Source organism: Clostridium sp. CM027, from assembly GCF_024730565.1.
Taxonomy (GTDB): domain Bacteria; phylum Bacillota; class Clostridia; order Clostridiales; family Clostridiaceae; genus Clostridium_AD; species Clostridium_AD estertheticum_B.
The window spans coordinates 2496847-2510049 of the sequence record NZ_CP077725.1; the positions used below are offsets into that span (position 1 = coordinate 2496847).

Here is a 13203-nt window from a genome sequence, read left to right on the forward strand (position 1 = left end):
ACTTGGGTATTATACCTTGAAGCATTAAATATGTCAAATTTCGACCCAATTATTCTTAGTTTCGACTTTTAATGCATCTTTTTGCATATAATTATATTCTTAAACCATCTCAACTAGCCCATTCTTGAGGGTAACCCGGCAAATTAATATTCACCATTAAAATCATATGTTGGAAATTTAATTTTAATTACCAACAATTCTGTGTAAAATTATCACACTAATTGTATTAATAACCATTCTACACTATTTGTAAATTTTTAGCAATTGTTTTATATTATATATTGTTGCATTTTCAATTTCTCCTATGGTTTTACCCTTAACTTCTGATATTTTTTCTATTATGTACTGAATATAATCCGATTGGTTTCTTTTCCCTCTATGTGGTACAGGCGCCATGTATGGACAATCCGTTTCCACTAGTATCCTGTCCATTGGTACGATCCTTGCAATCTCTGCCGTTTTCTTTGCATTTTTAAAGGTTATAACACCAGTGAAGCCTATATAATACCCTAATTTTAAACACTCCTTAGCAAATTCAACACTTCCTGAAAAACAGTGAACTACCCCTACTACTTCCGGAAATTTCTTTAATATATCTAACGTATCTTTATGGGCGTCCCTATCATGAATAACCACTGGTAATCCAAGTTCTTTTGCAAGCTCCATTTGAAGTTTAAAAGCCGCTTTTTGAATTTCTCTATCCGGGTTTTCGTCGTAATAATAATCTAATCCTATTTCTCCTATAGCTCTAACCTTTGGATAATGTGTTAAATTCCTTAATTCTTCAATAATTTCCTCATTAACAATATTTGCATATTCAGGATGTATTCCTACCGCCGAGTATATAAAATCATATTTATTCGATAACTCTACTGACATTCTTGCACCGTCAAGTGATGCACCGCAGTTTAAAACCCCTATTACTCCTTTATCGTTTAACCCCTTTATTACTTCTTCTCTATCTCCATTAAAGGCCTCATCATCATAATGTGCATGTGAATCAAATATCATAATCTATACTGTCGTTAAACCCGTTAATTTCAAAAGTTTAATTACAGTTTTCACCATCCTTTCTATGTAATAATAAATTCTTTAATATAATTCAAATGTCTGTTTGATATTATATCACTAATATTCAACTATTTGCAAAATTGTATAATCGACAATTTAGTTAAAATAAATAAAAGCCACTTTACGACGAAAGTGACTTTTACCTATTAATTAGTAATGTACTAAAGCGACCCTAATACAGGTGATAATAACCCCATAATTGCGCCTAGCAGTGCTCCGAGCCAAGTTATAGCTCTTAACTCTTTACTAGCAATGTCTAATATAATTTTCTCTGAAAAAGCTACATCAAATTCATTGATTTTGTCTTCAACTATCTTAGCTACATTCAACACTTCAATTACGTCAGCAGACTTATTCTCTACGAATTTATTGTATAGCCCAAGAGCTACTTTGGAAACAGATTGGGGTATTTTATCCCCCTTTCCATTAAATATTGATTTAGTTCCCATATGTAAGAATCTATTAATCATTACAGATACTATTTCTGTAATTTTTATTTTTGCAGAATTGCTTTTTGCCATAGCTTCTATTCGACTTTTTATAAATTTTTCTATTTCATTTTTATAATCTATGCCTATTTTTTCGAGCAACTCCTCAATAGACATGTACTTATTAAATTTACCCTCTAACTTATCAAAAGTGTCACTAATAAATTTTTCATCTATAACCTTTGTTGTAAATAAATTAATCAAAGGCTCTATACCGTCGTCTATCCCTTCTCCTGGTAATTCAGAAAGCACAGTAGATATTGAATTTTTGAGCAACTTGTCTATTATATCATTAATAATTAAGGCAATATCATTATGATTTTTCGTATCATCTAAGAATTCGTCTATCCCAATTGCAACTTTTTCATAAACACTATCCACATTCATAAACATTGCTATCATGGGGCTTAGTTTAGTACTTATTGTTTCCCCTACAATTTTTCTTAATTTCTGACTGTTTTTTTCTTCTTTCATTGTTTTTTTTATTTCCATGGCAATATTATATCTTTTCCCATAAACATACACTTTTAAATTGCTTATCATCTTACTAGGTATAACTTCCTCAAAATTCTTGTCTAAAACCACTAACTGAGCTACCTTATCTTTTAATATTTTTTGAATTTCCTTATAAAATTCTTCCGAATTTTTATACTCAATAACCATGTTTAACGCTTTATTTTTTATTGAATTATATAATTCACTTTCACAAATGGTTTGTGGTTTAACCTTTAGTTCTAGCATTATTTGTGCATATGCATATTTAGCAATACCTTGTTTAACATCTTCTTCATTTATATACTCTATAAGTAATTTAGAAAGATTAGTATTAGTATTCTGCAAAAAAGCACAATATTCATCGCCTAATAGGGATTTTATCTCATCTTCTACTACATTCTCGCTATTCCCCATAGCAGACACCTTACTTTTCACCCAAGAATCCAATTGCTGATTCATATCTTCACTGCATAAAGACTCCATAATTGTTTCCTTTGTCAAAAGATGTTGGCCTATAGACTCACCCACACTTTTAGCAATTCTAGATTTTTCTTTTGGTATAAGACCTGGAGTAAATGGAACTTTAAATTTAAAAAGTCTAATCTCATTGTGAGGTCTAAACAACATCTTTATAGCTAACCAATTGGTTATATACCCGATAACAGCTCCGATTAAAGAACCTATAATAAATTTCATATTATTTACCTCCTTGTAATTCTTAGTAGTATTTATAACAACTAATTATAAATCTATCCTTATTAAAGTTCAATAGGTCGATGTACCCTAAATAAGGCACATTCAAATGCAAAAGCATGAAGTCTAATTTACTAGCACTTCATGCTTTCTAAACTCAAATTACCTTACTGTACTTCCAGTAGGTAATTCACCCGGCACCGATATTGCAAATAGCTTGCTATCGTCTTCTGTAGCTGCTGAAATTATCATCCCCTGTGATAATTCTCCCCTTAAAGTAACAGGCTTTAAATTAGCTACTAATACTACGTACTTTCCAATTAGTTCTTCTGGCTTATAGTGCTGAGCTATTCCTGAAATTACTTGTCTTACTTCTCCACCTAAATCTACTTTTAGCTTAAGAAGCTTTTTAGCTTTTTTCATTGGCTCGCACTCTAATACTTTAACCACTCTCATATCTATCTTGTCGAAATCTTCTATAGTAATTTCTTCTTTTAATTTCTCCATAGTAGGCTTTTGCGCCGCTTTTCTTTGTGCTTCTACAAGTGCATCAAGCTCCTCTATTTTAGCTTCTACATCTATTCTTGGGAACATTATATCACTTTTATTAACTTTTGTTCCTGCACTTGTTCCATCGAAGGATGCCAAGCTGTCCCATGTAGTTATTTCTGCATTTATTTGAGCATTTATTTTCTTACTTGTAGTTGGTAAAAACGCCGATATCAATACTGATGTCATTCTTAATGATTCTACTAAATTGTACAATACTGTACCCAGTCTTCCCTTTTGCGATTCATCTTTTCCAAGTATCCATGGGGTTGTTTCATCTATATATTTATTAGTCCGTCTAATAAGTGTCCAAGCATGGTCCAATGCTTCAGAAATTTTCAAATCTCCTATCGCTTTCTCTACCTTACCTGGAACTGCAAGCGCTAGTTCTATTAGTTCATTATCAACATCAGCTTTTTCTGATGGTGCTGGAATAACGCCGTCAAAATACTTTTCTACCATTGTTACTGTTCTTGATAATAAGTTTCCTAAATCATTAGCTAAGTCTGAATTTGTTTTCCTTATGAATATTTCACTAGTAAATATTCCATCTGAACCAAATGGTATTTCATGAAGTAGATAATATCTTACTGCATCCACTCCAAAATGATTCACTAGTGTTACCGGATCCACTACATTTCCTCTGGATTTAGCCATTCTTACTCCACCGTCAACAAGAAGCCAGCCATGGCCAAATACTTGTTTTGGAAGCGGTAGGTCTAATGCCATTAGCATAATTGGCCAATAAATTGTATGGAACCTTAATATATCTTTACCTATTAAGTGTACATCCGCCGGCCAGAATTTCTCATAAAAAGATGTATCTTCGCCATTATATCCAAGGGCTGTTATATAGTTTGATAAAGCATCTACCCATACATATATAACGTGGCCTGGATCAAATTCTACCGGTATTCCCCAGTCAAAGGTTGTTCTTGAAACACATAAATCTTGAAGCCCTGGTCTTAAGAAGTTATTTAACATTTCATTTTTTCTTGATTCTGGTTGAATAAACCCTGGATGGGTCTCTATATATTCTATAAGTCTGTCAGCATATTTTGACATTTTGAAAAAATACGCTTCCTCCTTTGCTTTCTCCACAGGCCTCCCACAATCAGGGCATTTCCCATCTACTGCCTGAGTTTCTGTCCAGAAAGATTCACAGGGAGTGCAGTACCATCCTTCATATGCACTTTTATATATGTCACCTTGATCATATAGCTGCTTAAATAACTTTTGAACAGACTTCTTATGATACTCATCTGTAGTCCTTATAAACTTATCATAGCTTATGTCCATAAGCTCCCACAATTCTTGTATGCCCGCTACTACTTTATCTACATACTGTTTTGGAGTGACCCCTTTTTCCGCGGCTATTCTTTGAATCTTTTGACCATGCTCATCTGTTCCCGTTAAAAACATTACATCATAGCCTGTAAGTCTCTTAAATCTAGCAATTGCATCCGCCGCAACAGTTGTATAGGTATTACCGATGTGTAGTTTTGCTGATGGATAATAAATTGGTGTAGTAATGTAAAAAGTTTTTTTAGTCATAGTTTTATCCTACCTCTCGTATTGAAATTATTTATAGTTCTCAATCCCATGAATATAAATATATTAACTAGCTTTAATAATCCCTAAAGATTATAATTTCCCGGAAAATAAAAAAGTCTCTAAACAGAAAAAAATTCTGTTTAGAGACGTATTTAACGTTTTACCACTCTAATTTATCTTTACATCACTATAAAGACCTCAATGGGTGACCATCATCACCTGTCAATATAACGGTTGCTCCCGTATTATCCTAACAATTAAATTTAAAAGTATATTTTCACAATAAACTTTAAATTTTTCACTTAGATAATATGCTTAAAGGCCATCTTCATAAGCTACCTTGCTACTGATTTTCACCCTTCTCAGCTCTCTTTTAACAATTAGGCTTATTACTCTTCTCATCATTGCATTTGTTTAATAATAATCATATTGCAAATAAATCACTATGTCAATATTTTTATCCTAAAATCAATAAATTATACTTAGGTCAACATTATTTTATATTTTACGACTCTATTTTTCTTAATATTTCTACCCCTTTTGTACCTAACAGGTAATACAGCACTACATCTATAATCGCATATGAAGATGCTATTATAGCAAATGTAGTCCATTTAGTTAGTTCAAATTTGATAACCATAAATACTGTAAGCCCACCTAAAGCTATGCAAATAATTATACTAATCATAACATTAAGATTCCGTTTAATTGCCTCTTGCTCTGTACTCCACTGAAGTTTAGGGAAATTCAAATCAATAAATATCCCTATAAAAGATGTAAATACTATTCCAAAAAAACCAACTATAATCATTAATAAAACTAAATCTATCGGTATCTTAAGAAATATTAAACCAATTATAGTTACCATAAGCATACCAGCTATTCCTAAAACTACTGCAGATAATACCTTTGCCATAAGCTGATCTTTATATTTCATAGGTATGTATTTTAATATAAATACATTTTTACCTTCTCTTGATATTGCTGTAGTTGCAATTGCATTACTGCAAGATGCAAAAATCATAAATGCAAAGAAGCCGCCTAATGCTACGCCTGAACTTTTGTTGTTTTGTAAAAACTTAGCTAACATATTAAGTTGAGAACTAGCACCTTTTTGTGCAAAAATTGGTATAAGCAAAAATACTGGCCATAAAAAATTCATAAGTACACAATTCATAAAATAAATCGGTGTCCTAAATAAAAGCTTTAACTCTTTTATTATATATACCTTTAGTGAGGAATTTTGTGCCGTATTTTTTATAAGCTCAATGCTACTAAGAGTTTTCCTTTTTGAGGTTGTTTCAGATATCCCCATAACACCTTTAAAATACAATGCTTCACCCAACATTATAAATATCATTAATGCAGCTAATGTTATTACTATAAATAAAATCAAATTGATAAACCCCTGAACATTAGTAGTATTAATTAAACTATTTACAGCTATCTTAGTACTAGGAAATAGCTTTGTTGCCAAACCAACTAAGGAATTATTTCCCTGTGCAAACATTTTAGTAACTTCTGATTGGCTTAGATTTTGTGAAAACCTTTGGATATATATGTTTATTCCTACACCAAAACACATAGCCATAAGTCCACCCACTAATCTAAACCTATCCTTGTTTTTAGCTATATTAGTAAATCTCATTATAATCATATTAATTACAGATGCAATTACTAAAGGAACTATAGGCAAGAGTAAAAATATAATAACTCCATAGCCATAATACAACACCCCTGCATTACTCTTTATACCGTATGCAACTATTGTAGGCAAAAAAAATATTATTTCTGTGAAGTATTCATAAATTAATACTACAGCAAATTTAGCTCCCATAATGTGCCATGGCTTAAAAGGTAGTGGTAATAAATTTTCTACATCCATAGAAAAATAAAATATACTCATAGCATAAAAAATACCAAAAAAGAAAATTACAACGCTAACAATAGATAATCCAAATCCCAATATAACTGCTTCTTGACCAATTTGATGTAATCCATCATAGGCCGTAAATATAAACTCTCCAAACCCTATAGCCATAGGTGTGAATGCTAGTACTAAAAGTAATCCAAGCAATATTCCTTTTATCTTTTTTTTATCTTTCTTACTACTAGGGGATCCAGTTCCTGTTTTTAATAATACCTTAGTTAGCGCTATAAATTTATACATTTTCAGTCATCTCCAAGAAGATTTTTTCAAGTGACCCACTGGCTTTAAAATGTTCCCTTAGTTCTTCAAGGGTTCCACAGAATAATATTTTCCCCTTATTTATTACAGCAACCCTATCGCATATTTTTTCAGCTACTTCTAGAACGTGAGTTGAGAAAAATACGGTTTTCCCGTTATTTGCATGCTCTTTCATCATTTCCTTCAAAACATATGAAGATTTAGGATCAAGGCCCGTCATTGGCTCATCTAAAATCCAAACTTCTGGTTCATGAAGAAGTGCTCCCATAATAATTATCTTTTGTCTCATACCATGAGAATAACTTTGAATTTGGTCCGTTAGCGCATTGCTCATTTCAAATCTATTTGCTAAAGCTTCGACCCTATCTTTTCTAATAATACTTGGCACATCATAAATATCTGCCATAAAGTTTAAATACTCAATACCCTTAAGTCTTAAGAACATGTCCGGATTGTCTGGTACAAAGCCAAATAATTTTTTAGCCTCTAAATCATTTTTTTCAATATCAATTCCATTGATATTGATTCTTCCGCTATCAGCACTTAATATTCCAGTAATCATTTTTATGGTAGTAGTTTTACCTGCTCCATTTGGGCCTAAAAATCCAAATATCTCTCCGTCCCTTATAGTTAGACTTATGTTGTCTACAGCTTTATTCTTACCATTATAGCTCTTATTTACGCCAGTAATTTCAATCATATTATATCCCCCTTACATTCTTCTAATATAAATAACAATTATATCTGTTATCTACCTTATTTTACTCCAGTATATTTATAATATCATACTTTTTCTTTCTTTTACAATTTGTGTTATAAGTTTAATCTTCTTCGAAGCTGCAACATTAATAACTTCAGAAGGAGATTTATACCCCACTGAAGTTTTCTCTTTCTTATATTATGTATCTCCACTTATATAAATGGGGAACTTCCCTTTTAAAATGTCCTTAAAAGAAGAACTTAGCCAGGTTAACTGCCATTATAATTGCTGTAATATCTGCTAATATTGCTGCTACTAGTGTATGCCTTATTTTTTTTATATTTACCGCTCCAAAATATACTGTCAAGGTATAAAAAATGGTTTCTGTTGATCCCATTATTATGGATGCCACGCGTCCTATGTAACTATCTGCTCCATATTGCTTTATAATATCAGTGAATACTCCTAAAGCTCCACTTCCTGAAAGTGGTTTTATTAAAACTAAAGGAACAACTTCAGGGGGGAGTCCAATAAACACAACAACTGGTTTTACTAAATAAATAAAAAAGTCTAAAGCCCCGGAAGCCCTAAATACATTAACAGCTATAATCATAGCCAAAAGATACGGAAAAATTTTCAGGCAAATAGTTATTCCGTCCTTTGCGCCTTCAACAAAACACTCATATACCTTCACCTTCTTAATAACTCCATATATTACCACAAGCGTTATGATAATTGGAATTATTCCCTTTAAAATATACGATACTAAATTAGCTATAATCATCCTATTTCACCTACCCCATCTAAATTTAAACATTAATATTTCTATATATTTAAAAATACCTTTGTAGAATTTTACAATAAACCACGCCTAAGACTGCAGCAGTACCTGTTGCAATTATTGCAGGTATTATAATAATTGCTGGATTTTGAGAGTTATACGCAGCCCTAATAGATATCACCGTTGTAGGCAGAAGCTGAATGCATGCAGCATTTAAAACTAAAAATAAAGCCATGTCATCACTAGCTATATCTTTTTCATTATTAATTTTCTGCATCTCTTCCATAGCCTTTATGCCCAAGGGTGTGGCTGCATTAGAAAGTCCCATCATATTGGCTGTTAAATTCATGGTAATACTAGCCATCGCCTTCTGGTTTTTTCCAGCTTCTTTAAATATTATTTTTAATATTGGCCTAAGCAGCCTTGCCAATTTATCAGTTAATCCACTTTTTTCAGCAATTCTCATTATCCCACACCAAAGACACATCATTCCAACGAGTCCCATTACTAATTCCACAGCACTAGTTGTTGATGAAACAATAACTTTTGATAAAATCTCTCCTTTTCCTGTAACAATACCAATAATTGTCCCAAATGATAAAATTAAAAACCAAATAATATTTATCATGTATTTTCCTCCTAGAATTCAAATTAAATTATCATTGCTTAATTAATATATATGTAGTTATTTCTATAAAATTGCATATAATAATATTTATTCATCCCATATACTATAAAAAAAACGCTTTTTGTGTTATCATTTTCTTATTCAATGTACAATGGGCTAAAAAAAAGGGAGTTAATCTATGATTAATATGACTTTGTTAAATTCTAGCGTATTTACGCTTTTTTATTATTTTATTATCTATTCCTTTATGGGATGGTGTCTTGAAACAGTATATGCTACAGTTAAGAAAAAAGAATTCATTAACCGCGGCTTCCTCCACGGTCCCTTTTGTCCTATTTATGGTTTTGGTACTTTGGCAATAATTGTTTTGCTAAAGCATATTGAAACTAATTATATTTTCCTTTTTTTAGGTTCAGTATTTTTAACCTCTGCTCTAGAGTATATGACAGGTTATATTCTAGAAACTGCATTTAATAGTACTTGGTGGGATTACAGTGATGAGCCATACAATCTTAAGGGTAGAATTTGCTTATCCTTTTCTATAATATGGGGCTTTGTTTCCATATTTATTTTGAAGGTAATTCACCCCTATATTATTTACATAGTAAATTTAATACCACCTATCCCAGGCATAACACTTTTTTATATTCTATTCCTATATTTCTTCATTGATTTTATAATTACTGTGAATACAATATTTAAATTAAGGTCCCTATTAACCCAATTAAATACAGTATATTCAGATTTAATCGATAAACTTCCAGATTTTAAATTAAATTTAGGGAATACTAAGGATATGTCTGAATTAAAAATTAAATTGGACCAGTTAATAGAAAGTGCCGAAATTAAGATGAGTAAGAAAAAATCTGACGTTGAGACTATCATAAAAGAATTGAAAGTAAAATATGATTCTTTGGTTTTCAAAAAATCCCCCGATTATTCAAGACTTATAAAAGCCTTTCCTGACGTAAAATTCAAAGGTTTCGATTCTATTTTGAAAGATGTTAAAAATAAAATTCTTAAGAATAAGAAAAGTTAATTTTTTCAGTTTTACATAAAATAAAAGTCATTCTTAACTTGAAATTAGTAATTACTAATGTTAGGGTTTAAGTATATTTAATGAAATAACATAAGTTAAAGGAGATTAAAAAATGAAAGAAGCTAATCTAAAACTAGCACAAAAGGGCATTGATGATGCACTCGACACTATAGACGTGTTAGAAAAAACTATAAAAGAAACTCCTCTTCCAAAAAATATATTAAAAGATAGTTTTTATATTCTCTCTAGAAAAGTTGATGAAATTGAAGATATATTAAAGAATGAAGGAATACTGTAGTTTGGCATATATAGCTACATAAGGTATATTCAAATAAGATGCTCAGCTATACAGGAGATGTTTTAACTAAACATAAAACTAAAAAGAGGCACATAAGTTAATACTTATGTGCCTCTTTTAAATCATCACCTTTGGTGCTGTAATATTAACCATTTTATTGGTTTTTAATAATTAACTTCTTCTAAAAATAAGCCTTTTGCTGGTGCAATATGTCCAGCATATTTTCTTTCTTTTTTATCTAAAATATCACTAATTTCATTTACAGATTTTTCACCCAGGCCCACTTCAACAAGTGTCCCAACTATTAATCTCACCATATTCTTCATGAATCCATTTCCTTGAACACTAATTTCTATATTTCCATCATCATTTACGATATTTATTGTATAAATATTTCTTATAGTAGACTTTTTCTTTGTTTTAAGTGTTGTGAAACTTTGGAAATCATGTTCTCCTATTAAAATTTCTGCTGCTCTTCTCATATTTTCAATATTTAGAGGTTGTGGCACATGATAATCATATTTTCTAGTAAAAACATTGTGTGCTTTGTTATTACAAATATTATATACATATTTTTTAACTTTAGCATTATATCTAGCATGGAAATTGAGATCCACTTCTTCGACCGTCTTCACTACAATGTCTTCTGGTAAATATTCATAGCAATAACTACGCATTTTATGATCTGGCATTGTGCATTCTGTTCTAAAATTTGCTACTTGGTTTGTTGCATGTACTCCTGCATCTGTTCTTCCAGACCCAATAATTTCAATATTTTCTTCTGCCATCTTACTTAAAACGGCTTCTACTTTGTGCTGAATCGTATTATCGCTATCTCCAAGTCTTTGCCATCCTTTATACCTAGTACCATCATATTCTATTACAATTTTTATATTTCTCATATTTATTATTTATCCTACTTTCTGTTTTAGAATTTAATCTAATATTTTAACTATATTTTTTAATACTTAACCATATTTTTAATACAATGCTTATATTATATACATATATCATAATTAATAAAACACACCATATAAAATAATTTTTAATTTTGACAATGCTGAATTTAATATTACTATAGGATACCTTATTTCTGTTTTTAAAATAACCCTTCTCCTTAACATTCTCCACTTAGATAGCTTCCAAGTTATTTTTAAATCATTTTCGTTTTTCCTTATAGCTTTTCTTTCTCTTTCACTACCATCATAAAATATTACAAAATCAAATTCTGCATTTTCACTATCAAATTCTGAATCAAATTTTTTAATAATATTATTAGGTGAAAGTAATAGCCTGCCAGCTTTTGCTTCTAAGTTAAATGTAAGCCCTTTCTTATTCCTTGAACATAAATACGATTTATAAATTAATTCACTACAAAACAAAGCATTATCTGTCATAATGTCAAAATTATAATCATATGCCTTCCCTAAAGATTCAAACGCTGTAAACAATGCTTTTAATTTATCCTCTTTAGGTAATTTAGGACGTAATGCAGAAAAATAGTCAACTTTTGCAATAGCATCTAGAGGATTTATTACCACACCAGGGGCAATAACTTCTATAATATATTCTCCATTATTTTCATTGCATAAACTATCATATACTTTAGGATAAATTACTTTTACATACTCTGAAACACACAAACAATCCCCCAGTGGGATGTCGTTAAAATACTTGTCCAATTTTTCTAAACAGCCTATATAAATCCCAGTGTGAGTCCAAAATCCTGGTAATCCCAGGTTGGTTAGTTGATAATTGTTCCTCTTTAAAAGTATATCCCCTGGTAGCAATTCTTCTTTTATAATATTAATATCTTCATTACTAACATATTTCTCTTTTCTACTAGAGTAATCAACTCCAGTAATACTTATAGCGATCCATTTTTGAAATGGGAACCAAAAATCAAAAATATTTTTTCCAAAAAAATTAATCATATTATTTTTAACAATATTTCTATGATTTTTAACAAGTTTTATAACATTTAAATAATTATAACTTGCATAATTTAATAATTCTTCTTCGTTTTCATCTCTTTCATATCCATAAACTTCATAGTGATTTACCATAAAATCAAAGTAATGCTTATTCCTAAACAAAGATATCATATAATAAATTTCTGTAATTTCTTGTGTAATATAATAATATTGTTTTTTATTAATATTATATTCGGGCCTAGCCTCATTTAACATTGACTCCAAATATTTATTTTTTTCTATAATGTTAGCTAACAATACAGCATTTTTACGTATCGCTATGGTAGAGGCATAAATTAATAATATATTTTTATATTTAGTGTGTGAATCTTCTGTATGTTTTAATATAAGTTTATTTTTATATTTTTCCCGTGTTTCATTCAATTCATTATAACATCCTACATAACTAACCCACTTGTCTAATATACTTTGTTTGTTAGTTAAAGACATATTTTGAATATTAGAACTAAATAGACTTTCGCTACTTTGAATCTCATTCATCACAAGTTCTAATTCTTTTATAAGCTCTAAGGATTTGTTTATTTCCTCATCAACTATTCTATGAACTAACCCCATATCCTTATCCCCGATTCCATTCTCATTTTTAAAGTAGCAATCTAGTATAAACCTTCATGCACAAATAAAAAAACAATACATATTATTAATATATTCATAAATTCAATTCAAAACATACTTCTTCACATAAGTTGATTTCAGCAATTTAATTTTATTATACCATAAAACTT

General features: G+C 30.3%; 11 protein-coding genes. 2 read left to right on the forward strand and 9 right to left on the reverse strand.

Annotated features, from left to right (window positions below; genetic code table 11):
- Window positions 1–243 precede the first annotated feature (243 nt).
- The 7 genes from KTC92_RS11765 to KTC92_RS11795 all read right to left on the reverse strand — a co-directional run bounded on the left by KTC92_RS11765 (window position 244) and on the right by KTC92_RS11795 (window position 9147).
- Entirely contained in the window at window positions 244–1011 is a 768-nt protein-coding gene (locus KTC92_RS11765) for a TatD family hydrolase (protein WP_220286919.1), read from the reverse strand.
- A 221-nt stretch (window positions 1012–1232) separates the two neighbouring features.
- Complete coding sequence (locus KTC92_RS11770; protein ID WP_220286920.1) at window positions 1233–2750, reverse strand: DUF445 family protein; 1518 nt, start codon at window positions 2748–2750, stop codon at window positions 1233–1235.
- A gap of 159 nt (window positions 2751–2909) precedes the next feature.
- The gene (metG, locus tag KTC92_RS11775) at window positions 2910–4850 is read right to left on the reverse strand and encodes a methionine--tRNA ligase (protein ID WP_220286921.1); all 1941 of its coding nucleotides are present in this window, start codon (window positions 4848–4850) and stop codon (window positions 2910–2912) included.
- A gap of 505 nt (window positions 4851–5355) precedes the next feature.
- Complete coding sequence (locus tag KTC92_RS11780) at window positions 5356–7020, reverse strand: hypothetical protein (RefSeq protein WP_216303306.1); 1665 nt, start codon at window positions 7018–7020, stop codon at window positions 5356–5358.
- Window positions 7013–7738: an ABC transporter ATP-binding protein gene (locus tag KTC92_RS11785; protein WP_216303305.1), complete on the reverse strand. Its 726-nt coding sequence runs from the start codon at window positions 7736–7738 to the stop codon at window positions 7013–7015. Before KTC92_RS11785 ends, KTC92_RS11780 begins: the two co-directional genes overlap by 8 nt.
- A 247-nt stretch (window positions 7739–7985) precedes the next feature.
- Window positions 7986–8522 carry a spore maturation protein gene (locus tag KTC92_RS11790; protein WP_165414495.1) on the reverse strand — a complete coding sequence of 179 codons (537 nt, stop codon included), beginning with the start codon at window positions 8520–8522 and terminating at the stop codon, window positions 7986–7988.
- A 49-nt stretch (window positions 8523–8571) separates the two neighbouring features.
- Complete coding sequence (locus KTC92_RS11795; RefSeq protein ID WP_220286922.1) at window positions 8572–9147, reverse strand: nucleoside recognition domain-containing protein; 576 nt, start codon at window positions 9145–9147, stop codon at window positions 8572–8574.
- A gap of 187 nt (window positions 9148–9334) precedes the next feature.
- Here KTC92_RS11795 and KTC92_RS11800 point away from each other — a divergent pair, with 187 nt between their 5' ends.
- The gene (locus KTC92_RS11800; protein WP_258280775.1) at window positions 9335–10186 is read left to right on the forward strand and encodes a hypothetical protein; all 852 of its coding nucleotides are present in this window, start codon (window positions 9335–9337) and stop codon (window positions 10184–10186) included.
- A 112-nt stretch (window positions 10187–10298) separates the two neighbouring features.
- Window positions 10299–10484 (forward strand): hypothetical protein, encoded by a 186-nt coding sequence (locus KTC92_RS11805; RefSeq protein WP_216303302.1) that lies wholly within the window; start codon window positions 10299–10301, stop codon window positions 10482–10484.
- Window positions 10485–10648: 164 nt separating this feature from the next.
- On the opposite strand, the gene truA is transcribed toward KTC92_RS11805, so the two are convergent.
- On the reverse strand, window positions 10649–11386 hold the full coding sequence (truA, locus tag KTC92_RS11810) for a tRNA pseudouridine(38-40) synthase TruA (protein WP_216303301.1): 738 nt from the start codon (window positions 11384–11386) through the stop codon (window positions 10649–10651).
- Window positions 11387–11500: 114 nt separating this feature from the next.
- Window positions 11501–13033, reverse strand: coding sequence for a YiiX/YebB-like N1pC/P60 family cysteine hydrolase (locus KTC92_RS11815; RefSeq protein ID WP_220286923.1), 1533 nt, complete (start codon window positions 13031–13033; stop codon window positions 11501–11503).
- Between the last annotated feature and the right edge of the window lie 170 nt (window positions 13034–13203).

Excerpts from the sequence above, each read along its gene's own strand:
- KTC92_RS11785 (WP_216303305.1), bottom strand. The coding sequence starts at position 7,738 with ATGATTGAAATTACTGGCGTAAATAAGAGCTATAATGGTAAGAATAAA.
- KTC92_RS11765 (WP_220286919.1), bottom strand. The coding sequence starts at position 1,011 with ATGATATTTGATTCACATGCACATTATGATGATGAGGCCTTTAATGGA.
- KTC92_RS11805 (WP_216303302.1), top strand. The coding sequence starts at position 10,299 with ATGAAAGAAGCTAATCTAAAACTAGCACAAAAGGGCATTGATGATGCA.
- KTC92_RS11795 (WP_220286922.1), bottom strand. The coding sequence starts at position 9,147 with ATGATAAATATTATTTGGTTTTTAATTTTATCATTTGGGACAATTATT.
- KTC92_RS11790 (WP_165414495.1), bottom strand. The coding sequence starts at position 8,522 with ATGATTATAGCTAATTTAGTATCGTATATTTTAAAGGGAATAATTCCA.
- KTC92_RS11780 (WP_216303306.1), bottom strand. The coding sequence starts at position 7,020 with ATGTATAAATTTATAGCGCTAACTAAGGTATTATTAAAAACAGGAACT.
- KTC92_RS11800 (WP_258280775.1), top strand. The coding sequence starts at position 9,335 with ATGACTTTGTTAAATTCTAGCGTATTTACGCTTTTTTATTATTTTATT.
- metG (WP_220286921.1), bottom strand. The coding sequence starts at position 4,850 with ATGACTAAAAAAACTTTTTACATTACTACACCAATTTATTATCCATCA.
- truA (WP_216303301.1), bottom strand. The coding sequence starts at position 11,386 with ATGAGAAATATAAAAATTGTAATAGAATATGATGGTACTAGGTATAAA.
- KTC92_RS11815 (WP_220286923.1), bottom strand. The coding sequence starts at position 13,033 with ATGGGGTTAGTTCATAGAATAGTTGATGAGGAAATAAACAAATCCTTA.
- KTC92_RS11770 (WP_220286920.1), bottom strand. The coding sequence starts at position 2,750 with ATGAAATTTATTATAGGTTCTTTAATCGGAGCTGTTATCGGGTATATA.